This window comes from Streptomyces griseocarneus (assembly GCF_014655595.1).
Classification (GTDB): Bacteria; Actinomycetota; Actinomycetes; order Streptomycetales; family Streptomycetaceae; genus Streptomyces; species Streptomyces griseocarneus.
This window is the reverse complement of record NZ_BNBL01000020.1, coordinates 56,399-79,919: the sequence shown is the minus strand read 5'-3', so window position 1 is coordinate 79,919 and position 23,521 is coordinate 56,399. Positions and strand designations below refer to the sequence as shown.

22 protein-coding genes and 1 pseudogene are annotated in these 23,521 nt (G+C 73.2%); 11 read left to right on the top strand and 12 right to left on the bottom strand.

Annotated features, from left to right (window positions below; all coding sequences use genetic code 11):
- Positions 1 to 74: 74 nt before the first annotated feature.
- From IE295_RS32100 to IE295_RS32085, 4 genes are read left to right on the top strand one after another with little or no spacing between them, the layout of a single operon-like run.
- Positions 75 to 998 carry a bifunctional DNA primase/polymerase gene (locus IE295_RS32100; protein WP_190067324.1) on the top strand — a complete coding sequence of 308 codons (924 nt, stop codon included), beginning with the start codon at positions 75 to 77 and terminating at the stop codon, positions 996 to 998.
- A complete protein-coding gene (locus IE295_RS32095; protein ID WP_190067323.1) occupies positions 995 to 2,761 on the top strand; it encodes an AICE element replication initiation protein in 1,767 nt (588 codons plus the stop codon). Before IE295_RS32100 ends, IE295_RS32095 begins: the two co-directional genes overlap by 4 nt.
- Positions 2,762 to 2,813: 52 nt before the next feature.
- Positions 2,814 to 3,002 carry a helix-turn-helix transcriptional regulator gene (locus tag IE295_RS32090; RefSeq protein WP_190067322.1) on the top strand — a complete coding sequence of 63 codons (189 nt, stop codon included), beginning with the start codon at positions 2,814 to 2,816 and terminating at the stop codon, positions 3,000 to 3,002.
- Positions 3,002 to 4,390 carry a tyrosine-type recombinase/integrase gene (locus tag IE295_RS32085; protein WP_190067321.1) on the top strand — a complete coding sequence of 463 codons (1,389 nt, stop codon included), beginning with the start codon at positions 3,002 to 3,004 and terminating at the stop codon, positions 4,388 to 4,390. The genes IE295_RS32090 and IE295_RS32085 overlap by 1 nt, the downstream gene beginning before the upstream one ends.
- A 175-nt stretch (positions 4,391 to 4,565) precedes the next feature.
- On the opposite strand, the gene exaC is transcribed toward IE295_RS32085, so the two are convergent.
- Both exaC and IE295_RS32075 read right to left on the bottom strand, forming a co-directional pair.
- Positions 4,566 to 6,089, bottom strand: a complete 1,524-nt coding sequence (gene exaC, locus IE295_RS32080) for an acetaldehyde dehydrogenase ExaC (protein WP_190067320.1) — start codon at positions 6,087 to 6,089, stop codon at positions 4,566 to 4,568.
- 10 nt (positions 6,090 to 6,099) lie between these two features.
- Positions 6,100 to 7,359 carry a helix-turn-helix domain-containing protein gene (locus IE295_RS32075; RefSeq protein ID WP_190067319.1) on the bottom strand — a complete coding sequence of 420 codons (1,260 nt, stop codon included), beginning with the start codon at positions 7,357 to 7,359 and terminating at the stop codon, positions 6,100 to 6,102.
- 247 nt (positions 7,360 to 7,606) lie between these two features.
- On the opposite strand from IE295_RS32075, the gene IE295_RS32070 reads away from it, so the two are divergent.
- Together IE295_RS32070 and IE295_RS32065 are read left to right on the top strand one after the other, a co-directional pair.
- On the top strand, positions 7,607 to 7,855 hold the full coding sequence (locus tag IE295_RS32070) for a holin (RefSeq protein WP_190067318.1): 249 nt from the start codon (positions 7,607 to 7,609) through the stop codon (positions 7,853 to 7,855).
- Between the two features lie 281 nt (positions 7,856 to 8,136).
- The gene (locus IE295_RS32065; protein ID WP_190067317.1) at positions 8,137 to 8,868 is read left to right on the top strand and encodes a hypothetical protein; all 732 of its coding nucleotides are present in this window, start codon (positions 8,137 to 8,139) and stop codon (positions 8,866 to 8,868) included.
- A gap of 141 nt (positions 8,869 to 9,009) precedes the next feature.
- On the opposite strand, the gene IE295_RS32060 is transcribed toward IE295_RS32065, so the two are convergent.
- Positions 9,010 to 9,186: a zf-HC2 domain-containing protein gene (locus IE295_RS32060; protein WP_190067316.1), complete on the bottom strand. Its 177-nt coding sequence runs from the start codon at positions 9,184 to 9,186 to the stop codon at positions 9,010 to 9,012.
- A gap of 61 nt (positions 9,187 to 9,247) precedes the next feature.
- Here IE295_RS32060 and IE295_RS32055 point away from each other — a divergent pair, with 61 nt between their 5' ends.
- Entirely contained in the window at positions 9,248 to 9,883 is a 636-nt protein-coding gene (locus IE295_RS32055) for a sigma-70 family RNA polymerase sigma factor (RefSeq protein ID WP_224323560.1), read from the top strand.
- 107 nt (positions 9,884 to 9,990) lie between these two features.
- Here IE295_RS32055 and IE295_RS32050 read toward each other — a convergent pair whose 3' ends face one another.
- Positions 9,991 to 10,476 carry a copper chaperone PCu(A)C gene (locus tag IE295_RS32050; protein ID WP_190067315.1) on the bottom strand — a complete coding sequence of 162 codons (486 nt, stop codon included), beginning with the start codon at positions 10,474 to 10,476 and terminating at the stop codon, positions 9,991 to 9,993.
- The gene (locus IE295_RS32045) at positions 10,473 to 12,926 is read right to left on the bottom strand and encodes a heavy metal translocating P-type ATPase (protein WP_190067314.1); all 2,454 of its coding nucleotides are present in this window, start codon (positions 12,924 to 12,926) and stop codon (positions 10,473 to 10,475) included. The genes IE295_RS32050 and IE295_RS32045 overlap by 4 nt, the downstream gene beginning before the upstream one ends.
- 18 nt (positions 12,927 to 12,944) lie before the next feature.
- Between IE295_RS32045 and IE295_RS34345 the strand changes: the two genes are divergently transcribed.
- The 3 genes from IE295_RS34345 to IE295_RS32030 all read left to right on the top strand — a co-directional run bounded on the left by IE295_RS34345 (position 12,945) and on the right by IE295_RS32030 (position 15,619).
- Positions 12,945 to 13,103: a hypothetical protein gene (locus tag IE295_RS34345; protein WP_190067313.1), complete on the top strand. Its 159-nt coding sequence runs from the start codon at positions 12,945 to 12,947 to the stop codon at positions 13,101 to 13,103.
- A 304-nt stretch (positions 13,104 to 13,407) separates the two neighbouring features.
- Positions 13,408 to 14,664, top strand: coding sequence for a cytochrome P450 family protein (locus IE295_RS32035; protein ID WP_190067343.1), 1,257 nt, complete (start codon positions 13,408 to 13,410; stop codon positions 14,662 to 14,664).
- 7 nt (positions 14,665 to 14,671) lie between these two features.
- Complete coding sequence (locus IE295_RS32030) at positions 14,672 to 15,619, top strand: L-tyrosine/L-tryptophan isonitrile synthase family protein (protein WP_190067312.1); 948 nt, start codon at positions 14,672 to 14,674, stop codon at positions 15,617 to 15,619.
- Here IE295_RS32030 and IE295_RS32025 read toward each other — a convergent pair.
- The 3 genes from IE295_RS32025 to IE295_RS32015 are packed head-to-tail and all read right to left on the bottom strand — an operon-like array spanning position 15,612 to position 18,544.
- Positions 15,612 to 16,409, bottom strand: a complete 798-nt coding sequence (locus tag IE295_RS32025) for an ABC transporter ATP-binding protein (RefSeq protein ID WP_190067311.1) — start codon at positions 16,407 to 16,409, stop codon at positions 15,612 to 15,614. The genes IE295_RS32030 and IE295_RS32025 overlap by 8 nt on opposite strands.
- Entirely contained in the window at positions 16,406 to 17,482 is a 1,077-nt protein-coding gene (locus IE295_RS32020; protein ID WP_190067310.1) for a FecCD family ABC transporter permease, read from the bottom strand. Before IE295_RS32020 ends, IE295_RS32025 begins: the two co-directional genes overlap by 4 nt.
- Positions 17,483 to 18,544: an ABC transporter substrate-binding protein gene (locus IE295_RS32015; protein ID WP_190067309.1), complete on the bottom strand. Its 1,062-nt coding sequence runs from the start codon at positions 18,542 to 18,544 to the stop codon at positions 17,483 to 17,485.
- Positions 18,545 to 18,767: 223 nt separating this feature from the next.
- On the opposite strand from IE295_RS32015, the gene IE295_RS32010 reads away from it, so the two are divergent.
- On the top strand, positions 18,768 to 19,505 hold the full coding sequence (locus tag IE295_RS32010; protein ID WP_190067308.1) for a PIG-L deacetylase family protein: 738 nt from the start codon (positions 18,768 to 18,770) through the stop codon (positions 19,503 to 19,505).
- 5 nt (positions 19,506 to 19,510) lie between these two features.
- On the opposite strand, the gene IE295_RS32005 is transcribed toward IE295_RS32010, so the two are convergent.
- The 4 genes and pseudogenes from IE295_RS32005 to IE295_RS31995 all read right to left on the bottom strand — a co-directional run bounded on the left by IE295_RS32005 (position 19,511) and on the right by IE295_RS31995 (position 23,279).
- Positions 19,511 to 20,635: a PP2C family protein-serine/threonine phosphatase gene (locus tag IE295_RS32005; RefSeq protein ID WP_190067307.1), complete on the bottom strand. Its 1,125-nt coding sequence runs from the start codon at positions 20,633 to 20,635 to the stop codon at positions 19,511 to 19,513.
- 211 nt (positions 20,636 to 20,846) lie between these two features.
- Positions 20,847 to 21,323, bottom strand: coding sequence for a dihydroxyacetone kinase phosphoryl donor subunit DhaM (gene dhaM / locus IE295_RS34015; protein WP_268255741.1), 477 nt, complete (start codon positions 21,321 to 21,323; stop codon positions 20,847 to 20,849).
- A pseudogene (gene dhaL / locus IE295_RS34010) lies at positions 21,324 to 21,959 on the bottom strand (dihydroxyacetone kinase subunit DhaL); the annotation flags it as partial.
- 87 nt (positions 21,960 to 22,046) lie between these two features.
- A complete protein-coding gene (locus tag IE295_RS31995) occupies positions 22,047 to 23,279 on the bottom strand; it encodes a glycoside hydrolase family 18 protein (protein WP_190067305.1) in 1,233 nt (410 codons plus the stop codon).
- Positions 23,280 to 23,521 lie beyond the last annotated feature (242 nt).

Sequence of the window (23,521 nt, the reverse complement as noted above, 5' to 3'; positions counted from 1 at the left end):
CCGCCAGACGCCTGCAAGCAAGCCGGCTGCCCCGGGCTCCTCTCCCGGCCCTGAAAGACCCGGAGGTCTCCAGCATGACCCAACAGAGCTCCCGTGCCCAGCGTCCCGGTCTCTGGTGGGCCGCCGCACGCGCCCATGCCCTGACCGCCGCCACTCTGTACGACCTCGCGGTGTTTCCGCTCACCCGCTCGAAGATCCCCGCTCTCCCCAGCGCCCACCTCGACGACACCGACCCCTGCAGCGGCGAATGCGGAGCGCTCGGGCACGGTGTCCACGACGCCAGCAGCGACCCCAGCCAGGTCCGCCGCCTGTTCGCCGCCGCGCCCTGGGCGGCTGGCTACGGCATCGCCTGCGGATGTGTCCCGCACTATCTGTTCGGGCTGGATCTGGACCGCAAGAACGGCATCGACGGCATCGCCAACTTCCATCGCATGGCGACCGACCACGGGTTCGCCGTGCCGCGCACGGCCACCGTCGTAACCCAGTCCGGCGGCCTGCACCTATGGCTTACCGCCCCAGCCGGCGTCCAGATCCCCAACACAGCGAGCCTGCTCGCCGACGGCGTCGACACCCGCGGTAGCGGCGGCTACCTTGTCGGCCCCGGCTCCCTTGGACCCAAGGGCTACTACCGCTACCACCCCGACTCGGGCCCTGACGCCATCGCACCGGCCCCCGCCGCGCTGCTGGCCTTGCTCACAGCAGACCAGGGCGGCGCCCACAGCACCCCAGTGCCACGGGAGCCCGAACGGACCGCCCTGGGCAGCCCGGAGCGACGCCTGGACGCACTCGTCCGCTTCGTCCTGGACTGCGGCCCGAACGACCTGAACAACCGCCTCTACTGGGCTGGACGGAGGGCGTTCGCCGCACCCGCTATCGCCCCCGCCACTGCCGCCGACCGGCTTCTGGCCGCCGCGGTGATGCGCGGGCACCCGGAGATCCCGGCCCGCCGCACGATCGTCAGCGCACAGCGCGGCGCAGCCCGGGAGGTCCAGCGGTGACAGGCAGGGAGAAGGGCCCCTCGCAGGCGTCGCAGCTGGTGTCGCTGGCGCAGGAGGGCTACGACCTGGTGATGTCCGAGGACGGTCGCCCCTACGGCGTGCGCCGCCACGGCCCGAACGTCGTCCTGCCGCTGCGCGGGAAAGCGGGCATGCGGTCCTGGCTGGCACGGCAGTACACCGAGGCCAGCGGCGGCCAGGTCCCCTCACAGGCCGCCCTGGCGGATGCCATGACCGTGCTCGAAGGCATGGCCGCAGCCACCGACCCCGTGCCCGTCCACCTGCGCGTCGCCGGCGGACCGGAACAGGTCGTCCTCGACCTGGGCACCGCCGACGGCCGGTGCGTAAGCGTCTCCCCGGAGGGCTGGGCGGTGCAGGAGCGCTCGCCAGTGCTCTTTCGCCGATCCGGTGCCATGTCACCCATGCCCACTCCACAGCCGGACGGGAACGGCCTGGCGCTGCTGCACGACCTGCTGAACATGGACGACACCGCCTTCCACCAGCTCGTGGCCTGGTTGATCGCCGCCTGGATCCCGCACATCCCGCACCCAGTACTCACCTTCAAGGGCGAGCAGGGCACCGGCAAATCCAAAACAGCCCAGATGGTCATCAACCTCGTTGACCCCTCTGCCGCCACGAAGCGCTCCCAGCCGCGGGACGTGAAGACCTGGGCCACTCAGGCGTTTAACTCCTGGGCTCTGTGCCTGGACAACATCAGCACCATCCAGCCCTGGCTCTCCGACACTCTGTGCAAGGCCGTCACCGGTGACGGCATCGTCGACCGTGCCCTGTACACCGACGATGACGTAGTCGTCCTCACCTTCCGCCGTGTCCTGGCGATGACGACCATCGACGCCGGAGCACTCGCCGGAGACCTGGCTGAACGCCTGATGATGCTGGATCTTCAGGTGATCCTGGAGGAGCGCCGCCGCACCGAGGAAGCGCTGGACATCGCCTTCGATGCGGCACGGCCGGCGATCCTGGCCTCTCTGTTCGATCTGCTCGCCGCCGTGTTGCGCGAGTTGCCTCACGTCCACCTCGAGCGCATGCCGCGCATGGCCGACTTCGCCCGCGTCCTGGCCACCGTGGACCGCGTGCAGGGCTGGAGCACCCTGCCTGACTACCTGGCTGCCGCGCAGACCGTGGCGGTCGAAGCACTCGAAGCCGACCCCTTCGCCGCCGCGGTCGTCACCTTCATCGAGACCCATGGCCCCTACAACGGCAGTGTCACCCAGCTCCTCGACCTGCTTCCGCCTCCCGAGACCCACACCCCGAAGTGGCCGAAGACCCCCGCACACGCGGGGGCACTCCTGCGGCGCTTCGCCCCCGCCCTCCGGGCAGCCGGCATCGCCTTCGAAGAAGGCCGCGACAACGGCCGCAACCGTGGCCGCGTCGTCAAGCTCACCCCGGCAGAGACAGCCCGTAAATCGCTGTCCGCACCGTCCGCGCCGTCCGCAACCCCCGCTGAACGGCAAAAACATGCGGACAGCGATGACGAGACCGCTGTCCGTACGCTGTCCGTCCGCTGTCCGCAACCCCCATCTGCGGACAGCGCGGACAGCACTGCGGACAGCGAATCCAAATCGCTGTCCGCACCCGCGCACGCCGCTGACCAGCAAAAACGCCAACTTGCGGACAGTGCGGACGGCGCGGACAGCGATTCGCACCCAATCTCAGGTCTCCACCTCCGCTGCGCCGTCTGCGGGAAGCCCGTGGACCCCGCGCTCACCGCGGCCGGACACCTAACCCACCCGCAATGCCTGTGACAGAACGCCACAGGTGGCGTCGTCTGTACTCCCTCGCTAAGGAGAATTCGACTTGGCAAGCCAGAGGAAGCTCAAGCTCTGCGAGGTTCTTGAGGAACTCGACATGAGCCGGTCTGCGTTCTACCGCATGCGTGCCCGCGGGCAGGCCCCCAAGGGCGTCAAGCTCCCCAACGGCCAGCTGCGTTTCCGCCGCGCGGACATCGATGCTTGGTGGGCCGCGTGCGAGAAGGACACCCACTGATGGCGATGAGCTACCGGGTCCGTTTCTGGGACATCCGGGAGCGGCCCGGTCGTCGGAAGTCCTTCGAGGTGCGATGGACGGTGAACACCCGGGAAAAGTCCGAGTCGTTTGCCACCAAGGGGTTGGCGGAGAGCCGCCGTTCGAAGCTCATGACGATGGCTCGTGAGGGGGAGCCGTTCGACGAGCGGACGGGGTTGCCGGCGTCGGAGCTTCGAGCCATCAAGCAGAAGATCACGTGGTACCAGCACGCCCGCGATTACATTGACCAGCGATGGGACCGAACGCCGGGCGGTACCCGACGCACCATGGCAGACGCGCTCGCCACCATCACGCCGGCCCTCGTTGAACCCGGCGCGCAGCACCCGGAACCCCGGGTGCTGCGCCGGGCTCTCTACAGCTGGGCGTTCAACAAGAAGGCATGGCAGAGCCCCCCTCCCGAGGAGTGGCGCAAGGCCCTGGCCTGGATCGAGCAACGCTCACTGCCCATCGGCCGCATGGAAGACGCCATCGTCCTGCGACAGGCGCTTGATGCGCTGTCGTTGAAACTCGACGGTAAGCCGGCAGCAGCCAAGACCGCCCTGCGGAAGAAAGCCGCACTGAGCGACATCCTGTCGATGGCCGTGGAGAAGGGCTATTTCACGGCCAATCCACTACACGGCGTGCGATGGCAGAAGCCCTACGTCGCTGAGGAAGTCGACCCCGAGTGCGTACCGAATCCGCATCAGGTGTCCCTGCTCCTGGAAGCCGTACGCGAGCAAGGAGGCCGTGGCCCGCACCTGGAAGCCTTCTTCGGGTGCATGTACTACGCCGCCATGCGCCCGGCCGAGGTCATCCGACTGGAGCGCGCCCAATGCCGCCTGCCCGACAGGGGATGGGGACTGCTCACCCTGCGCGGAGGCGTCGTGCTGGCCGGGAAGGAGTGGACGGACGACGGCACGGCTCATGAAGTCCACCCGCTAAAGAAGAGAGCGCTGAAGGAGACACGACCGGTCCCGATCCCCCCGGTCTTCGTCACCATGATCCGAGAACACATCGACCGGTACGGCACCGCCCCGGACGGGCGCCTCTTCCGTAGCGGCGCCGGCCTGTACGTACAGTCCGCCGCCTACGGCAAGACATGGACGAAGGCTCGGGGGATGGCTCTCACTGAGGAAGAACAGTCCTCACTCGTAGCCAAGCGGCCCTACGACCTGCGCCACGCCGGCATCTCCTTCTGGCTGCACTCCGGCGTCGACCCGGCCGAGTGCGCCCGCCGCGCCGGCCAGAGCATCGAAGTGATGTTCCGCGTCTACGCCAAGGTACTGGCGAACGGTCAGGAACGGGCGAACCAGCGGATCGAGGAGGCGATGAAGCAGTGGAAGCCCACAAGCCCCGGGGCACAGGGCTGATGAGCCCTGACTTGGCCCGGGAATAGCCCGGAAGCGCTGGTCAGCAGCGGGATACAGGTGAGACAAACTGGGGTGAAGGAGGTGTTTCGCCCTCGCTACCTCTCCACCCCCTAGCCTCCCTCGCAGGGGGCCTCCGACCTGCGTAAGCGCAGGTCGGAGGCCCCTTGAGGCGTTCCTAGAAGAACCCCAGCCGCTTAGCCGAGTAGCTCACCAGCAGGTTCTTCGTCTGCTGGTAGTGGTTCAGCATCATCTTGTGGGTCTCCCTGCCGATGCCCGACTGTTTGTAGCCGCCGAAGGCGGCGTGGGCCGGGTAGGCGTGGTAGCAGTTGGTCCAGACTCGGCCTGCCTGGATGGCTCGGCCGGCTCGGTAGGCGGTGGTGCCGTTGCGGGTCCAGACGCCGGCGCCGAGGCCGTAGAGGGTGTCGTTGGCCAGGGAGACGGCGTCGTCGAGGTCGGTGAAGGAGGTCACGGCGACCACGGGGCCGAAGATCTCTTCTTGGAAGATCCGCATGCGGTTGTGGCCCTCGAAGATGGTGGGCTGGACGTAGTAGCCGCCCGCGAGTTCGCCGTCGAGGTGGGCGCGGGCGCCGCCGGTGAGGGGGCGGGCGCCTTCCTGGCGGGCGATGTCCAGGTAGGAGAGGATCTTCTCCAGCTGGTCGTTGGAGGCCTGGGCGCCGATCATGGTGTCGGTGTCCAGGGGGTGGCCGGGGAGGATCGCCTCCGTGCGGGCCACGGCCGCTTCGAGGAAGGCGTCGTAGTGGCCGCGCTGGATCAGGGCGCGGGAGGGGCAGGTGCAGACCTCGCCCTGGTTGAGGGCGAACATGGTGAAGCCCTCGAGGGCCTTGTCGAGGAAGTCGTCGTCGGCGGCCGAGACGTCGTCGAAGAAGATGTTGGGGCTCTTGCCGCCGAGTTCGAGGGTGACCGGCTTGAGGTTCTCCGAGGCGTACTGCATGATCAGCCGGCCCGTCGTGGTCTCGCCGGTGAAGGAGATCTTGGCGACCCGGGGGCTCGACGCCAGCGGCTTGCCCGCCTCGACGCCGAAGCCGTTGACGACGTTCACCACGCCCGGCGGGAGCAGGTCCGCCACCAGGTCGAGCCAGACGTGGATGGAGGCGGGGGTCTGCTCGGCCGGCTTGAGGACGGCCGTGTTGCCCGCCGCGAGGGCCGGGGCGAGCTTCCAGGCGGCCATCAGGATGGGGAAGTTCCAGGGGATGATCTGCGCGACCACGCCGAGGGGCTCGTGGAAGTGGTACGCGACCGTGTCCTCGTCGAGTTCGGAGAGGCCGCCCTCCTGGGCGCGTATCGCGCCCGCGAAGTAGCGGAAGTGGTCGATGGCGAGCGGGATGTCCGCGGCGAGCGACTCGCGGACCGGCTTGCCGTTCTCCCAGGACTCGGCGACCGCCAGGATCTCGAGGTTCTGCTCCATGCGGTCGGCGATGCGGTTCAGGACGAGGGCGCGTTCCGCGGGGGAGGTGCGGCCCCAGGCGGGGGCGGCGGCGTGGGCGGCGTCCAGGGCGCGCTCGACGTCCTCGGCGGTGCCGCGCGCGATCTCGGTGAAGGGGAGGCCGGTCACCGGGGTGGGGTTCTCGAAGTACCGGCCCTGCTTGGGCGGTACGTACTCGCCGCCGATCCAGTGGTCGTAGCGCGGACGGTAGCTGACGATGGCCTCGGGGGAGCCCGGGCTGGCGTAACGGGTCATGCCGCGGACGCTAGCCCCGCGCGGGTTGCGCGAACGTTGCCCGCAGCCCGCGCGCACGCGCCGCAACCGAGCCCCGGTGCGCCGCGCTCTCCGGCAGTGCCGCCAGCAGGCGCTCCCACACCTCCAGGTCGTCCTCGCCCCAGGGGCGCTCCGCCCACAGCTGGAGCGCCGTCGCGTCCCCGCCGCCCAGGACCGCGCGCCGCAGCCGGTCCTCCAGCAGCCGGCGCAGCCGGCACACCCCCGGCGCCTCCGAGGCCGGCAGCAGCGGGCCGTCGTACGCGCGGACCGCCGCCCGCAGGTCGCCCGCCGCCAGCCGTTCCTCGACGTCCGCCGCGTCCGTCTCCACCGGGCCCGTCAGCCGGTACGGACGCGACGCCAGCAGCTCGCCGGCCAGCCTGCGCAGGCGCGAGATCTCCGCGCGCAGCGTCACCATGGGCACCGCGCGCTCCCCGTAGAGCGCGGCGGACAGCTGCTCGCCGGTCAGGCCGTCGGGGTGCGCGGCCAGCAGGACCAGGATCTCGCTGTGCCGCCTGCCCAGCCGTACGCGCCGTCCGCCCGTCGTCAGCAGGGCCTCGTCCCGGCCCAGTGCCGACAGGGCGCTGCGGGGGCCGGGGGCTCCGGCCGCCAGGTGCGCCTCGGCCGCCCGCGCGGTCGCCTGGACCAGGGCCAGGCTGTGCGGGGCCGCCAGGTGGTCGCCGCCGGTGATGTCCACCGCGCCCAGCAGCCGGCCCGTGGCCGGGTCGTGGACGGGGGCGGCCGCGCAGGTCCAGGGCTGGGCCAGGCGGTTGTAGTGCTCGGTGGCGAAGATCTGCACGGCGTGGTCCAGGGCCAGCGCCGTGCCCGGCGCGTTGGTGCCGGCGTGCCGTTCGTCCCAGCGGGCGCCCGGCACGAAGTTCATGTGCTCGGCGCGGCCGCGGAGGCCCGCGTGGCCCTCCACCCACAGCATCCGGCCCGACGCGTCGCAGACCGCGAGGAGATGGGCCCCGTCGTCGGCGATCGAGCCCAGCAGCTCGCGGAAGAGCGGCATCGCGCGGGCCAGCGGGTGGGCGCGGCGGTAGCCCTCCAGGTCGGCGTCGGCCAGCTCGACCGGGGCCATGAACTCCGGCGTGGGCAGTGCCGCCGCCGAACGGCGCCAGGAGTCGGCGACGACCGGGCGCAGCGCCGGTCCGGGCTCGCCGCCGGAGACGAACGCGGCGTGCGCGGAGCCGACCGAGCCCCTCCGCTCGGCGGGATCGACGCCGGACGCCATCGCCAGCCACGGGTTGACCACGTGGCCCTCCCCTCCGCCGGAGTCGGCCGCCCGTCGAACGATACCGCTCAACTCCGGTGCCGTTGAGGGCTGTCGCGGGTACAACCACGTCAGGGAAAGCTTGCGGTGCACACGTCACAAAGGCGACGCTGCCCCCTGCAGCAACGGCAACTCCCTTTCGTACCCCCTCCGTACCTCGTCCGTATCCCTTCCGCACGTCCGGACCGACGGATCCGTACGTCCAGAACTCCCGAATGGAAAGACAGCCATGAGCAAGGTGCTCGCCGACATAGCCGAACGTACCCTCGCCGCCTACGTGACCACATTCCTCGGCCTGCTCATCGCCGACGGGTTCGACCTCACCGACGTGTCCGCGATCAAGGCCGCGGCCATCGCCGCGCTGCCCGCCGCCCTGTCGGTGATCAAGGGCGCGATCGGCAGCCGCATCGGGGACAAGGGCAACGCGGCCTGGCTCCCGCGCCGCGCCGACCGGGGGGCCTCGTCCGGGTCGCGGTAGCGGAAGGGTCTCCTTCACACGGGGTGTGCGCGGCGCACCCGCGCCCACCCCCTCGCACACGTTCCCGCCCGGGGCCGGTACGCGGTTGACTCGATGTCGCGAGTCCCACTGGCGCGACGGGACCGGGTTGCCGGTCATTCCCCCCGAGCCGGCGGCCCACCGCCCCGTACCGCCGGGCGGACGGTACGGGGCGGAGCCATGCGCCCGGGCGGGGGGTCGTACGGGCATCTTCGCGCCCCCGGTGTCGGGCCGTGGGGGACGGGTGCAACGATGTCCCCGTCATGAAAGCAGGGCAGCAGACCGGACAGGGGACGCGCACGCTGCGAGCCGGTGTGTTCGCAGCGGTCTGTGTGCTGCTCGCTGCCCTGGGCCACGCCGTCATGTCCGGGACCACCGTCCCGTGGTGGGCCATAGCCGTCGCGCTGACCGGAACGGGCAGCTGCGCGTGGTTCCTCGCGGGCCGCGAGCGCGGCCCGCTGCTGATCACACTCGCTACGGTGGGCGCGCAGACCGGACTGCACTCCTTCTTCTCGCTCGCCCAGAACGTCGTGCGGAACGCGGCCTCCCTGTCCTCCGGCCCCCTCCCGCAGGTGGCCGGTGACGCGACCTGCGGCGGCATTCCGCCCGCGGACCTGGGCATGGACGTGGGCGCGGGCGCAGGCATGGCCGCGGCGCCCATGGCCATGGACCACACCATGAGCATGGGCATGGGCATGGGCGGCATGCACGCCGGCCACGGCGCCCTCGGCATGTGGTCCGCGCACGTCCTGGTCGCCCTCGTCTGCGGCCTGTGGCTCGCCGGCGGCGAACAGGCGGCCTTCCGCCTCGGCCGCACCCTCGGCGCCCGGCTCTTCGCGCCGCTGCTCTTCCTCTTCCAGGACGTACCGGCCCGCCCGGGCCCGCCCCGCGTTCGCGCCTCCCTCGAGCGCGCCGCGCAGCGGCTGCGGCAGCTGCTGTACGCCCACGTCCTCGCCCAGCGGGGTCCTCCGGCGGTCCTCGTCGCCGTCGCCTGACGGCGACCGACCAGGCCGTTTCACGTCACCGGGCCGGCCCGCCCACGCGGCAGGGCGCCCGGATTCCAGGAAGGACCCAGGGCGATGACCCCTGCCCTCACCCAGCCGGCGCCGCCGTGCCCGCCCGGCGTGCCAGTCCGCTCACGCGAGGTCGAGAGCCGCCGCGAGCACTCTCAGCCGGCGTGCCCGCTCGCCCCAGCCGCGGCAGTCGGCGCACGCGCGCAGATGCGCGTCGAGCTCCTCGGCCGAGATGTCCGGCGGCAGCTCCTCGCCGTCGACGCGGGCGGATATAGCGGTACGAACCTCACTGCAGTGCACCCCGCCATCGTCCCCGGCGGCCACCGCGCCCCGCGCACCACCCCCCGTGCGGGAGGCCGCCGTGCGTGACGACGAGACCGTGACCGCCTGGGCGCTCGCCGCGCGCGGCGGCGACGCCGACGCGGTGGAACGATTCATCCGCGCTACGCAGAACGACGTACGGCGCTACGTGGCCCGGCTGAGCAACGACCCGCAGGGCGCCGACGACCTCGTACAGGAAACGTTCCTGCGCGCCCTGCGCTCGCTGCCGCGCTTCGAGGGCCGTTCCTCGGCCCGGACCTGGCTGCTGTCCATCGCCCGCCGGACGGTCGTGGACCGCCTGCGCTTCCAGGCCGCCCGGCCGCGGCTGTCCGACACCGACGACTGGCAGTCGGCCGCCGAGCGCACCCAGTCCGCCGAGCTGCCCGGCTTCGACGAGGGCGTCGCGCTCTCGCAGCTGCTCGACCGGCTGCCGTACGAGCGGCGCGAGGCGTTCGTCCTGACGCAGATGCTGGGGCTGCCGTACGCGGAGGCGGCACTCGTGGCGGGCTGCCCGGTCGGTACGGTGCGCTCCCGCGTGGCACGGGCGCGCGAGGCGCTGATCGTGCAGCTGGAGACGGCGGAGCGCGAGGTGAGCGCGGCCGCGCCGCACGCGGTGCGGATGCCCGCCGTACGCGCCTCCGCGCCGGCGGCGCGCGTCCCGGCGCTCGCGGGGTAGCGGCCCGCCGCACCCACGACGAGGGGGCCACGGTGTCCGTACGCACACCGCGGCCCCCTCACCCATGTCCGGCACCGGCACCCTGTCCGCTCAGCCGCCCCGGGCCTTCAGCTGCCCGGGCGCACGACCACCGCCTCCGCCCGGACCACCCCGCTCTCGCGGAAGCGCAGGACGAACGGGAGCCGCTCGCCGACCTGCAGCTTGGGCGGCCGGTAGACCATGATGTCCAGGCCGTGCGGCGACATCTCGAGCGTGCCGCGCGCGGGCACGGTCGCGGAGCCGACCATCTTCATGGAGCCGGCGCCGTTCTTCACGACCGTGCGGCTGAGCATCGCGCCGCCCGCCGTCGGCACGTCGACGCCGACGAGCTCGTCGGCCACGTCGCCGGTGTTGCGCAGCCGGACCATCGCCGCCGTGTTGTCCAGGCCGAAGGGCACCAGGACGCGGGCGTCCTCGACCGTCACCGACGCCGGGCGGCCGGCCGCGCCGGACGCCGTCCAGGCGGTCAGCCCGCCGAGGGCCAGGGCGCACGCCGCCACCGGGACGAGGGCGGCCCGGGCGGTGCGCACGAGGGAAGCCGTGGAGTCGTTCATCGGATGCCACCTCGTGCCTGTGCCTGTGCCTGTACCTGTGCCGGTGTCTGTGCCGGCTGCCGTGCCTGTTCGCGCGCCGCCCGTGCCGGGGTCCGTGCGGACGAGTTCCGGGCGGCGCCCGGGGGCCGCGGCTGCCAGCCGCGCAGCCGCAGGCTGTTGCCCACGACCAGCAGCGAACTGGCGGACATCGCCGCCGCGGCCAGCATCGGGCTCAGCAGCCCGACCGCGGCGAGCGGCACGGTGACCAGGTTGTAGCCGAACGCCCAGAGCAGGTTGGACCGTACGGTCACCGAGGTGCGCCGGGCGAGGCGGACCGCGTCGGCCAGGGCGCTCATGTCCTCGCGGACGAGCGTGACGTCCGCCGCCCCGATGGCCGCGTCGGTGCCGCTGCCCATCGCGATGCCGAGGTCCGCGCCGGCGAGGGCGGCGGTGTCGTTGACGCCGTCGCCGATGACCGCGACGCGGTGGCTGCGCTCGCGCAGGGTGCGGACGAGCTCCGCCTTGTCCTCGGGCGTGGCCCGGGCGTGGACCTCGGTGATGCCCAGCTCGGCGGCGACGGCCCGGGCGGCCGCCTCGCCGTCGCCGGTGGCCAGGACCGGGCGCAGCCCGAGGCGCTTGAGGTGGTCCACGGCGCGGTAGCTGCCGGGGCGGACGGTGTCGCCGAGGGCGATGACGGCTTCGGGCGCTTTGTCGACGGTGACGAGGACGGCGGTGCGGCCGTGCTCCTCGGCCCGCCGCAGGGCCTCGGCCAGCGGTGGCGGTGCCGCCGGCCCCTCGCCGCCGGAGCGGGCGTCGGGCCTGACCACCTCCACCAGGCGGCCGTCCACCCGCGCCCGTACGCCCACGCCCGGCGTCGCGACGAAGTCCGTCGCGGGCGGCAGGGGCCCGGACGCCGCCCGCAGCGCGTGCGCGTGGATCGCGCGGCCGACGGGGTGCTCCGAACCGGCCTCCGCCGCGGCCGCCAGCCGCAGGATCCGCTCGTCGCCGGCCCGCTCGTCGCCGCCCGGCCCGGTGGCCGTCGTGCCGGGGGTCGTCGTCCCGGTGGCCGTCGTCCCCGTGACCGTGATCTCGGAGACCGTGATCTCGGTGACCGTCATCGAACCCGTGGTCAGCGTGCCGGTCTTGTCCAGCACGACGGTGTCCACGCGCCGCAGGCCCTCCAGCGCCTGCGGGCCGCTGACCAGGATGCCCAGGCCCGCGCCCCGGCCGGTGGCGGCCAGCAGGGCGGTCGGCGTGGCCAGGCCCAGGGCGCACGGGCAGGCCACCACGAGCACCGCGACGGCCGCGGTGACGGCCGCCTGCCCGGACGCACCCGCGCCCAGCCAGAAGCCGAGCACGGTGACGGCGACGGTCAGGACCGCCGGGACGAAGACGCCCGCGACCGCGTCCGCGACGCGCTGCACGCGGGCCTTGCCCGCCTGCGCCTCCTCCACCAGCCGGGCGATCCGGGCGAGTTGCGTGTCCGCGCCGACCGCCTCGGCGCGTACCTCCAGCAGGCCGCCGGAGTTCACCGCGCCGCCCACCACGGCCGAGCCCGGCCCGGCCTCCACCGGCGCGCTCTCGCCCGTCACCAGCGACAGGTCCAGCGCCGAGCTGCCGGCGACGACCACGCCGTCGGTCGCCACCCGCTCCCCGGGCCGGACGACGAACCGGTCGCCGACCCGCAACCGCCCGATCGGCACGCGCTGTTCGCTGCCGTCGTCCGCGCGCAGCACCACGTCCTTGGCCGCGAGCGAGGCGAGCGCCCGCAGCGCGGAGCCCGTGCCGCGCCGGGCCCGTGCCTCGAGCAGCCGGCCGGTCAGCACGAACAGCGGTACGCCGACCACCGCTTCCAGATACACGTCCGCCGTGTCGCCCATCGCCGTCGGCACGAGCGTGAACGGCATCGTCATCCCCGGCTCCCCGGCGCCGCCGAGGAAGAGCGCGTACGCCGACCAGAGGTAGGAGGCCAGGACGCCGAGGGAGACGAGGGTGTCCATGGTGGCGGCCGAGTGCCGCAGCCCGCGCAGCGCCCGCTGGTGGAAGGGCCACGACCCCCACACCGCGACCGGCGAGGCGAGCACGAAGCACAGCCACTGCCAGTTGCGGAACTGCAGCGCGGGGACCATGGACAGCACCAGCACCGGAACGGACAGCGCGGCCGTGATCATCAGCCGGTTGCGGGCCGGCGCGTCCGGCCTGCCGTCGTCCTCCCCGGCCGGAGCGTCGGAGGCGGGCGGCTCGGGCAGCGCGGCCGTGAAGCCCGCGCCCTCGATCACGGCCACCAGGTCGGCGACGGTCACGGACGCCGGGTGGCTGACGCGGGCCCGGCCGGTGGCGAGGTTGACGGTCGCGCTCACGCCGTCGAGGCGGCCGACCTTCTTCTCGATGCGCGCCACGCACGCCGCGCAGGTCATCCCGCCGACGACCAGTTCGGTCGTGGTGAGGGCGGGGTCGGTCGTCGTGCTCATCAGTGCCTCATCCCCGGCATGCCGCCCATGTCCCCGCCGGACCCGTTCTGCGAGCCCCCACCGGACCCGGACCCGGACCCGGACCCGGACCCGGACCCGGACCCGGACCCGGAGTCGCCACCGCCCGTGCGGTGCATACCCGGTGACACCGGACCGGCCGCCGAGCCCGCCGCGTAGGACACGCCGAAGACGGCGGCCAGCAGCAGGACGAAGCCGGTCAGGGTGGCGTACGGACGGAGCGGGGGGCGTGCTCGGCGTGCGGTCGTCATCGCCGCATCGTGACACGCCGACAGCCGCCCGCAGCCGTCCTCGCACCCCGCTCGGCGCGTGAGGATTATCCCTTTCGCACCCGGGAACCAGCGGGCCCGCGCACCCGACTACCCAGAGATGGCGGCAGGTGGTTCCGCATGTGCGTACGAACCCCCGGGAACTCGTCCCGCGTTCCGTACGACTTCCTTGGGGTCCACGACTTCGCGAGGAGATCCCCACCGTGTCGCTGCCCGACCCCGTACCTCTCTACGGCCCCGAGTACAAGCGCGATCCGTACCCGCTGTACGAGCAGATGCGTGCCGCCGGCCCCGTCCACCGGGTGCTCTTCCCCAGCGGGGTCACGGCCTGGCTCGTCACCGGGCACGCCGCCGCCCAGCGGACCCTCGCGGACCCCCGGCTGGGCAAGAACCACGCGCTCGGCAACGATCGCTGGCGCGAACGCGCCTCGATCATGCCCGAGCCCCAGCACTCCCAGCTGCAGGTGCACCTCCTGCACCAGGACGCGCCCAAGCACACCGCCATGCGCCGTCTGATCACCGATGCCTTCGCGCCGCGCCGCGTGGAGGAGCTGCGGCCGCGCTTCCAGGAGATGGCCGACGCGCTCGTCGACGCCATGCCCGGAGACGCGCCGGTCACGGACCTCGTGCAGTGCTTCGCCGCCCGCTTCCCCTTCCAGGTCCTCGCCGAGGTCATCGGGCTGCCCCCGCACCTGGCCGCCCGCTTCCGCCGCGACTGGGGCAAGGTCGTGGCGCCCGTCGGCCCCACCGACCCCGGCCGCCCCGCGTACGAGGCGCTGCTGCGCGAACTGCAGGAGTACATCGCCGAGGTCGTCGCCGACCGCCGCGAGCACCCCGGGGACGGTCTGCTCAGCCGCCTGGTCGCCGCCCGCGACGAGGGCGAGCTGAGCCCGGAGGAGCTGGACTCCATGATCTTCCAGCTGCTGGTGGCGGGCCAGGAACCCGTCACCAACCAGATCACCACCGCCCTGGTGTCCCTGATGCGCCATCCCGAGGTGCTGGAGCGGCTGCGTGCCGAGCCGGAGCTGATGCCGGCCGCCGTCGAGGAACTGATGCGCCTCGACAGCGCCTTCGAGCTCACGACCTGGCGCTTCCTCGCCGAGGACGCCGACCTGCACGGCACCCGCGTCCCGGCCGGCGACTCCGTGATCGTCTCGCTGTGCGCCGCCAACCGCGACCCCGAGCGCTTCCCCGACCCCGACACCCTCGACCTCGACCGGGCCCAGGGCCCCCACCTGGCCTTCGGGCACGGCGTCCACTTCTGCCCCGGCGCGGCCCTGGCCCGCGCCGAGATGCAGGTCGCCCTCGGCACCCTCGTCGCCCGGCTCCCGGGCCTGCGCCTGGCCGTCGACGACGACGAGCTGCGCTGGATCCCCGCCGTCCTCGGCCGTGGCACCGCCGAACTCCCCGTCGCCTTCGAGGGGCCCGTGTGCCCCCGCTCCCGTGGATGACCGCCGCATGTCTCACACCACCCTGACCACGACCTCCGTCGAGACCCGCATCCTCGGTCTCCTCCTGCCGTACCACCGCACCACCGCGGCGCCGTCCCCCGACCCGGCGGACCACCCCGAGCAGCTGTCCCAGATACGGCAGTTCACCGACGCCGGCGAGCCCGTCCTCTTCACCCTCCCGGGCTTCCCCTGCAAGTCCCCCAACCCCGCCAAGGTCCTCGGGCACCTGCCCGACGAGGGCGAACGGCTCTCGCTCGCCTTCCTCGACCGGCTGTGCGCGCGCATCGGCGAGATATACGCGCCGGGGGCGCGCATGCTCATCTGCTCCGACGGCCACATCTTCGGCGACCTCATCAACGTCCCCGACGCGCACATCGACGCCTACGGCGACGCCCTGCGCGCCCTGATCCACGACCAGGGCCTGCGCCACCTGGAGACCTTCGACCTGCGCCACGTCCACGGCGACGCGGACTACGACACCAAGCGCGCCCTGGTCACCGAGGCCTACGCGCCCTCCCTCGACTCCCTGCGCGCGACGGCCCGCACCGACGACGAGACCGCCCGCCTCTACCGCGGCATCACCCGCTTCCTGTTCGAGGACACCGCCGACTTCACCGGCACCCGCTCCGCCCTGCAGCGCGAGTGCCGCAGCCGGGCCTACGGCGTCATCGCCCGCAGCCGCGCCTGGGGCGACCTCATTGCCCACCACCACCCCCGCTCGGTGCGGCTGTCGATCCACCCCCAGCGGCCGGGCGCCGAGAAGTTCGGCATCCGCCTCCTGGAGGCGGCCGACGCCTGGGCCACGCCCTGGCACGCCGCCGTGCTGCGCGAGGCCGGGGGAGCGGCCCGGCTGATGCGCCGCGCGGACGCCGAAAGGCTGGGGCGCCTCGTCCTGCGCGACGGGCGCCCCAGCCACTACGAAGCCGGCCACGACGCCGGCGCGGCGGTCAGCTGACCGCCACCACCTCGGAGGAGGCCGGCGCCCGGTGATCGAAGGCGATCAGCGGGTCGCCGGTCAGCGGGTGCTCGACCACGGCCGCCCGCACCCCGAACACCTCGGCCAGCAGCTCGGGGGTGAGCACCTCGCGCGGCGCCCCCGACGCCACCACGGCCCCCTCGTGCAGCACGTGCAGCCGGTCGCACACGGAGGCGGCGGCGTTGAGGTCGTGCAGCGCGATCAGCGTCGTACGGCGCTGCTCGCGCAGCAGGGCCAGCAGCTCCACCTGGTGACGGACGTCCAGGTGGTTCGTCGGCTCGTCCAGCACCAGCACCTTCGGGTCCTGGGCCAGTGCCCGGGCCAGCAGGACCCGCTGCCGCTCGCCGCCCGACAGCGCCGAGAACCGCCGCCGGGCCGCGTGCGCCATGCCCACGCGGGCCAGCGCGCCGGCCACCGTGTCCCGGTCGGCCGCGTCCTCGCCCGCGAAGGCGCGCTTGTAGGGCGTGCGGCCCATGGCGACGACCTCGCGGACCGACAGCTCGAAGTCGGTGCCCCGCTCCTGCGGCAGGGCCGCGACCTGCCGCGCGGACTCCACGGGCGTCAGCCGCCGGATGTCCGTGCCGCCGACGAGCACCCGGCCGGCGTGGGGCGCCAGATGCCGGTAGACGGTGCGCAGCACGGTCGACTTGCCGCTGCCGTTGGGCCCCACGAGCCCGGCGATCTCGCCGTCCTCGGCGAGCAGGTCGACTCCGGAGACCACCGTGCGGCCGGACAGTCTCACCTCGAGTCCCTCGATGGCGATCCTCACGGCCGCTCCAGTCGTCGGTCCAGCAGATACAGCAGCGCCGGCGCGCCGATCAGGGAGGTGACCACGCCCACCGGCAGCTCCTGGTCGGGCAGCGCGGTGCGGGCCACCAGGTCGACGACGGTCAGCAGCACGGCGCCGAACAGCGCGGACACCGGCAGCAGCCGGCGGTGGTCGCCGCCCACCAGCATCCGGCAGGCGTGCGGCACCATCAGCCCCACGAACCCGATCGCCCCGGACACCGAGACCAGGACGCCCGTCAGCAGGCTGGTGACGACGAACAGTTCGCGCCGCAGCCGGGTGACGTCCACGCCCAGGCCGGCCGCGGTCTCGTCGCCCATGAGCATCGCGTTGAGCGGCCGCGCCCGGGCCAGCAGCACGGCCGTGGCCAGCAGGGTGGCGGCGGTGGGCAGGGCGAGGGTGGACCACTGGGCGCCGCCGAGGGAGCCCATCAGCCAGAACAGCGCGCCGTGCGTCTGCTGCTCGTTCCCGGTCTGCAGCACCAGGTAGTGGGTGAAGCCGGACAGGAACTGCCCGATGCCCACGCCCGCCAGCACCAGCCGCAGCGGCCGGAAGCCGCCCCCGCGCCGGGCGAAGGTCCACACCAGCGTGAAGGACGCCAGTGCCCCGGCGAAGGCCGCCGAGGACAGTCCGAGCCCCAGCGCCCCGCCCGCGCTCGCCCCCAGCACGATCGCCGAGACCGCGCCCAGCGACGCCCCGCTGGAGATGCCCAGCAGGTAGGGGTCGGCCAGCGGGTTGCGGACCAGGGCCTGGACGGCCGTGCCGACCAGGCCCAGCCCGGCGCCCACGACGGCCGCCAGCAGGGCCCGGGGCATGCGCAGCTGCCACACGATCAGGTCCTGGGTGCCCGGCGCGGGCTCCCGGCCGCTGATGCCGCGGGCCACCGCCGACCACACCTCACCCAGCGGCACCGAGGTCGAGCCCAGGCACACCGACGCGGTCAGCGCCACCAGCAGGGCGACGCCCAGCGCGGCGCCGGCCCAGCCGGCGCCCACCGTGCGTACGCCCCGCTCCCGCTCCTCCTCCGCCTCGCCGGCGGTGGTGAGCGCCGTCATCTACTTCACCCGGTCCGGGTGCAGCGTGTGCGCGATCTCGCGGACCACATCCGCGCTGCGCACCCCGCCGATGGTGGTCTGCTCGGAGCGGATGCGCAGGAAGCGGCCCTCCTGGACGGCCTTGAGGTCCTTGGTGGCGGGGAAGGACTTGAGGAAGTCCGCGGCCTCGTCGAAGGCCTTGGCGTTGGCCTCCTCGCTGCCGCGGTTGCGGACGGCCAGCTGGATGAAGTCGGGGTTCTTGGCGACGACGTCCTCCCAGCCGACGGGCTTGAAGTCGCCGTCGCAGCCGGCGAACACGTTGCGGCCGCCGGCCTGGGTGATCACGGCGTTGGCGACCTGGCGGTTGCACACCGCCATCGGCTGCTTGGTGCCGGCGTCGAAGTCGAAGAGGAAGTACGTCGGCCGCTTGTCCTCGGGCACGTCCTTGAGCGCGTCCCGCACCTCGCCCGTCTTCTTGCGCATCCCCGCAACCAGCTCGGTGGCGCGCTTGGAGGTGCCGGTCACCTTGCCGAGCTCCTCGATGTCGGCCTCGACGCCCGACAGGTCGGTGCGGGGGGACTTGTTCATCGACGCGCAGGCGGAGGACTTGAGGAAGACGTGCCGGATGCCGGCGGCCTTGAACTCCTCGGGCGTCGGGGCGTCGCCCATCTTGCCCATGTTCTTCATGGACGAGAAGGAGTCGACGTACAGGTCGGCACCCGAGCCCAGCAGCTTCTCCTTGGAGATCACGGTCTTGCCCAGCACCGGCACCTTGGCCCCCGCGCCGGCGTACTCGCCGGGCAGCGCGCCCTTGCCGGGCGGGAAGCCCGTACCGACGACCTTGTCGCCCGCCCCCAGCCACAGCAGCAGCTCCAGGCCCGCGGCATTGCTGGTGACGATCCGCTTGGGGGCCGACTCGAAGGTCGTCTTCGCCCCCATGCAGTCGCCGACGCTCACCGGGAAGCCGGCCCGGCCGGCCGCCGCCGCTCCCGCGTCGTCGGCCTTCTTCCCGTCACCGCCACCACAGGCCGTCGCCGACAGGGCCACAGCGGCCAGCACACCGCACCACGCACGAGGGCGCATCAGTAAACACTCCAGGGTCGGACGTCATCGCATTCACCGGGGCCGCCGTTACGGTCCCGGACCAGATAGTCGGACGGCGCGCGCGCCCAGTTCCCGCGTGTCGCGAAGAGGAGTGAGGAAAAGGGCACGGAAGGACGCATACGCTGGCCAGGGGCTCATCGACCGGCTCATCGACCGGCTCATCGACCGGACCGTCCACCGGTTCCCCGACCGAGGAGTGCCCATGACCGAGCAGCTCGCCGAGATGCCCGCCGACTGGCGACGGGCCCTGGCGATCGTCGCCCACCCCGACGACCTCGAGTACGGCGCCTCGGCCGCCGTCGCCACCTGGACCGACGACGGCCGCGAGTGCGCCTACCTGCTGGCCTCCTTCGGCGAGGCGGGCATCGACGGCATCGGGCCCGCCGAGGCCGCACCGCTGCGCGAGCGCGAACAGCGGGCCTCCGCCGCCGTCGTGGGCGTGACGAGCGTGGAGTTCCTCGGCCACCTCGACGGCGTCATCGAGTACGGGATCCCCCTGCGCCGCGAGTTCGCCGCCGCCATCCGCCGGCACCGCCCCGAGCTGGTGATCACCCTCAACCACCACGACACCTGGACCGGCGGCTCCCACTGGAACACCCCCGACCACCGGGCCGTGGGCCGCGCCGTCCTCGACGCCGTCGCCGACGCGGGCAACCGCTGGATCTTCCCCGACCTCGTCGAGGACGGCCTGCCGCCGTGGCAGGGCGTGCGCTACGTGGCCGTCGCGGGCTCGCCCCGGCCCACGCACGCCGTCGACGCCCGCGCCGGCCTCGAACGGGCGGTCGAGTCCCTGCTCTGCCACCGCACCTACATCCAGGCGCTCACGCGGGACGACCCCGAGACCTACTGCCGGACCTTCCTCGAGGGCAGCATGGCGGCCGTCGCCGAGCGGTTCGGCGGCCGGCCGGGCGTGGCCTTCGAGCTGTTCGCGGGCGGCTGACCGCATCACGCTCCGGGCGCCGCCGGTGCGCGTTCCATCACCAGCACCGCCACGTCGTCCTGCAGCCGGCCGCCGGTGTGCGCGGCCAGGTCGGCCCGCAGCCGGCGCAGCAGCTCGGGGGTGGGCAGGGCGGCCCAGGCGTCCAGCCGCTCGGCCAGCGGATAGAAGCCGCCGTCCCCGTCGCGCGCCTCGGTGACCCCGTCGGTGCAGGCCAGCACCCGGCAGTCGGCGGGCAGCGCGATCCGCCGGGCGGGCCGGGGCTCCGCCGCGAGCTCGCCCAGCCCCAACGGCAGCCCCGGCTCCGGCGGTTCCAGCTCGCGGACCCCGCCGTCCGCGCCGATGAGGAACGGCGCCGGATGGCCGCAGTCGACGAAGACCACCGGCACCTTCCCCGCGGCCGCGGCCGGCCCGTCGCCGTCGTGCTCCGTCCCGATGACCAGCGCCGTCACGAACTCCTCCGCCGCGTGCGCCTCCGGGGTGCTCGACTGGTACTCGTGCGACCGGTGGTAGCGGGACAGCCCCTGCTCCATGGCCACCACCCCGCTGTCCAGGTCGCGCCGGTGGTACGCCGCCTCCCGGAACGCCGTCAGCACCGCCGCCCCCGCCCCCAGCGTGCCGAGCCCCTTGCCCCGCACGTCGCCGATCAGCACCCGCGTCCCGTACGGGGTGTCGAGGACCTCGTAGATGTCGCCCCCGACCAGGGCCTCGCGCTGGGAGGAGACGTAGAAGCCGTCCACGACCATGCCGTGGGTGCGCAGCGGCAGCGGCCGCAGCAGCGCCCGCTGCGCCGCCTCGCCGGTGGCCCGCACCCGCTCCAGCAGCTCGTCCCCCTCCCGCCGCAGCCGGGCCACCGCGATGCTCACGCCGACCATCAGGGCGTTGCCCACGAAGGAGCCCACGCGGTTGACGGCCGCCACGTCCCCGGGCAGGACGCCGTGGTGGGCCACCATCAGGCAGAAGTCGGCGACCCCGATGAAGACCGTCTGCGGATAGGTGCACAGGACGGAGGCGGTCACGGGGGCGAGGGCGGCGTAGACGTCGAGCCGCAGGTCCGCCGGTGTCACCAGGTCGATGACGACGATGATCAGGAGATAGGCCAGGACGAGCGCGAAGGGCAATCTGCCCGACATCGACAGCGTGCGCGACACCGCGGCAGGACCTCCGGCCGGGAAGGGGGGAAGGGGAACGTGCGGAAACGGAACACGTCGACATTTCCAGACTTCGGCGGCGAATGCGTGGCGGCCGCCGCCGTGTCGGCGCTGTCTGTTCGGTTATTTCCGGACACCCGTGCTGACGCGGCGCCTTGACGCTCCGGCGCCGGACCCCGGCCCCCGGGCGGCGTCAGAGCTTGCGGTACGTGCGCGCGTCGGCGGTCGCCGCGAGGACGGCCTCCAGGTCGCCGCCCGCCGACGCCGTCACCACCGCCGCCACCGCGCCCTCGACGAAGGGGGCGTCCGCGATGTGCGTTCCCTCGAGCTCCTTCTCGGCCAGCAGCGTCCTGACGGTCAGCACCGCGCTGCCCATGTCGCACAGCACCACCACGCCGGCGCCCCGGTCGGCGTCCTTGACCGCGCGGCGGACCAGCTCGGCGTTGGTGCCGATGGCCCCGTCCGGCAGCCCGCCGGCCGGCGCGACCGGCGCCGGGTCGCCCGTGCCGACCAGAGCCCTGGCCAGCGCGGCGGTCGACTCGGCCACCTCTCGGCTGTGCGAGACGAGGACGACGCCGACCCGCCCGGCCGGCCGCTCCGCCTCCGCCCCGGTCGCCGCCGCGGCCTCCGCCTCGGCCTTGGCCTCCGCTTCCGGCGCGACGGCGCACAGCGCCGGGTCCGTGGCCTCGTACAGGGCGGTGACCAGGAGGGCCGAGGAGGTGGCGCCCGGGTCCTGGTGGCCGATGCTGCGCTCGCCCAGGTAGCTGGCCCGGCCGCGCCGGGCGCGCAGCGGGATCGTGGCCTCGGCGCCCGCGCGGGCCGCGTGCGCGGCGGCGTCGAGGGCGGCGGTCACGTCGCCCCCGCCGAGGGCCTCGGCGTAGGCGTCGGCGGCCGGCTGGAGCGCGTCGACCATCGTCTTGTCGCCGGGCGCGGAGTCGCCGAGCCGCCGTACGCTCGCCACGGCCGCGGCCAGCGCGCGGCCCAGGGTGGCGGGTTCGACGACGGGGTCCTCGCCCAGGATCTTGCCCATGCGGCGCAGGACCGTGCCGTACAGCGGCCCCGAGGCGCCGCCGACCGTGTTGGTCAGGTGCGCGCCGACGGCGGTCAGCAGGGCGCCGGGGGTGGCGGGCGGGTCGGCGGCGAGGGCGTCGGCGGCGGAGGTGAAGCCGCGCTTGAGGTTGGCGCCGTGGTCGGCGTCGCCGATGGCGGCGTCGAGTTCGGTCAGGCGGGCGGCCTCGGCGACGACGACGCGCGTCGCGCGGTCGAGGAAGCGCTGGAAGAAGGCCAGGTCGAGCGTGACGGTCATGGGCGGCGGCTCCTTGTGCGTGCTCGGGTCCGCTCAGGGTAGTTCGGCCGGACCGCCCATGACCGGATCACTGCCGGGGGCCGGGGATCAGTTGATCGCCTTGATCAGTTCACCGCTCGCGGTGTCGCCGCTGAGCTCCCAGAAGAACGTACCGCCCAGGTTCTGCCGGTTCTTGTAGGCCATCTTCCCGGCGATGGTGGCGGGGGTGTCGTAACTCCACCAGTCGGACCCGCACTTGGCGTAGGCCGTGCCGCCCACCGTGCCGTTGGCGGGGCAGGAGGACTTCAGGACCTTGTAGTCCTCGAAGCCGGCCTCGTAGGTGCCCTTCGCCGGGCCGGTGGCCGTTCCGCCGGGGGCGGACTGGGTGACGCCGGTCCAGCCGCGGCCGTAGAAGCCCAGGCCCAGCAGGAGCTTGGAGGAGGGGATGCCCTGCGAGAGGAGCTTGGTGATCGTGGCGTCGGTGGAGAAGCCGGCCTTGGGGATGCCGCTGTAGGAGGTGAGGGGGGAGTGCGGGGCGGTGGGGCCCTTGGCCTCCCAGGCGCCGAAGTAGTCGTACGTCATGGGGTTGTACCAGTCGACGTAGCGCGCCGCGCCGGCGTAGTCGACGGCGTCGATCTTGCCGCCGGAGGAGGCGTCGGCGGTGATGGCGGCCGTGACCAGGTTCCGCGTGCCGAACTTGGCGCGCAGCGCGGCCATCATGTCGCGGAAGGCGGTGCGGCCGCTGGTGTCGCAGGTCAGGCCGCAGGCGTTGGGGTACTCCCAGTCGATGTCGATGCCGTCGAAGACGTCGGCCCAGCGGGGGTCCTTGACGAGGTTGTAACAGGACTCGGCGAACGCCGTGGGGTTCTTGGCGGCCTCGCCGAAGCCGCCGGACCAGGTCCAGCCGCCGAAGGACCAGACCACCTTGAGGTTCGGGTGCAGCTTCTTGAGCTTGCGCACCTGGTTGAAGTTGCCGCGCAGGGCTCCGTTGTCCCAGGTGTCGGCCTTGCCGTCGACGCTGCCGGCGGCGTCGTAGGCCTTGTCGTAGTCGGCGTAGGCGTCGCCGATCGCGCACTTGCCGCCGCTCACGTTGCCGAAGGCGTAGTTGATGTGCGTGAGCTTCGCCGCGGAGCCGGAGGTCTCGATGTTCTTCACGTGGTAGTTGCGTTCGTAGACGCCCCAGTTGGTGAAGTATCCGACCACCCGGTGGCCGGCCGCGGTCTCGTCCGTGCCGTCGTCCGCCGTGGCCGGGGTCGCCACGAGGCTGCCCGCCAGCAGGGCCGCGCCGGCGGCCGTTGCGGCGATCAGGGTGCGGGGGTGGTGTCCGTGCGTTCTGGGCATGGGGGGTCTCCTCGGTGGGATGGGGAGAGCGCTCTTGACATGGACGCGTTGAACGGTGGGGAAACCGTAGAAGGACTAGACCAATACGGTCAATGGTTCGGACCAAAACACGGTGCGGCGCTGTTCAAGATCGCCGGACCCGTGACGCCGGGCCATCCATCGGGCATACTCCAACCCGCCACAGCCGCAGGTCACCGGATTCCGCGACCCGGGACGGAACCATCGGCTGGGCACCCACCGGC

Excerpts from the sequence above, each read along its gene's own strand:
- IE295_RS32005 (WP_190067307.1), bottom strand. The coding sequence starts at position 20,635 with ATGTCGGGCAGATTGCCCTTCGCGCTCGTCCTGGCCTATCTCCTGATC.
- IE295_RS32030 (WP_190067312.1), top strand. The coding sequence starts at position 14,672 with ATGTCTCACACCACCCTGACCACGACCTCCGTCGAGACCCGCATCCTC.
- IE295_RS32085 (WP_190067321.1), top strand. The coding sequence starts at position 3,002 with ATGGCGATGAGCTACCGGGTCCGTTTCTGGGACATCCGGGAGCGGCCC.
- IE295_RS32070 (WP_190067318.1), top strand. The coding sequence starts at position 7,607 with ATGAGCAAGGTGCTCGCCGACATAGCCGAACGTACCCTCGCCGCCTAC.
- IE295_RS32050 (WP_190067315.1), bottom strand. The coding sequence starts at position 10,476 with ATGAACGACTCCACGGCTTCCCTCGTGCGCACCGCCCGGGCCGCCCTC.
- IE295_RS32065 (WP_190067317.1), top strand. The coding sequence starts at position 8,137 with ATGAAAGCAGGGCAGCAGACCGGACAGGGGACGCGCACGCTGCGAGCC.
- IE295_RS32020 (WP_190067310.1), bottom strand. The coding sequence starts at position 17,482 with ATGACGGCGCTCACCACCGCCGGCGAGGCGGAGGAGGAGCGGGAGCGG.
- IE295_RS32015 (WP_190067309.1), bottom strand. The coding sequence starts at position 18,544 with ATGCGCCCTCGTGCGTGGTGCGGTGTGCTGGCCGCTGTGGCCCTGTCG.
- IE295_RS32100 (WP_190067324.1), top strand. The coding sequence starts at position 75 with ATGACCCAACAGAGCTCCCGTGCCCAGCGTCCCGGTCTCTGGTGGGCC.
- IE295_RS32010 (WP_190067308.1), top strand. The coding sequence starts at position 18,768 with ATGACCGAGCAGCTCGCCGAGATGCCCGCCGACTGGCGACGGGCCCTG.
- IE295_RS32045 (WP_190067314.1), bottom strand. The coding sequence starts at position 12,926 with ATGAGCACGACGACCGACCCCGCCCTCACCACGACCGAACTGGTCGTC.
- IE295_RS31995 (WP_190067305.1), bottom strand. The coding sequence starts at position 23,279 with ATGCCCAGAACGCACGGACACCACCCCCGCACCCTGATCGCCGCAACG.
- exaC (WP_190067320.1), bottom strand. The coding sequence starts at position 6,089 with ATGACCCGTTACGCCAGCCCGGGCTCCCCCGAGGCCATCGTCAGCTAC.
- IE295_RS34345 (WP_190067313.1), top strand. The coding sequence starts at position 12,945 with ATGCCGCCCATGTCCCCGCCGGACCCGTTCTGCGAGCCCCCACCGGAC.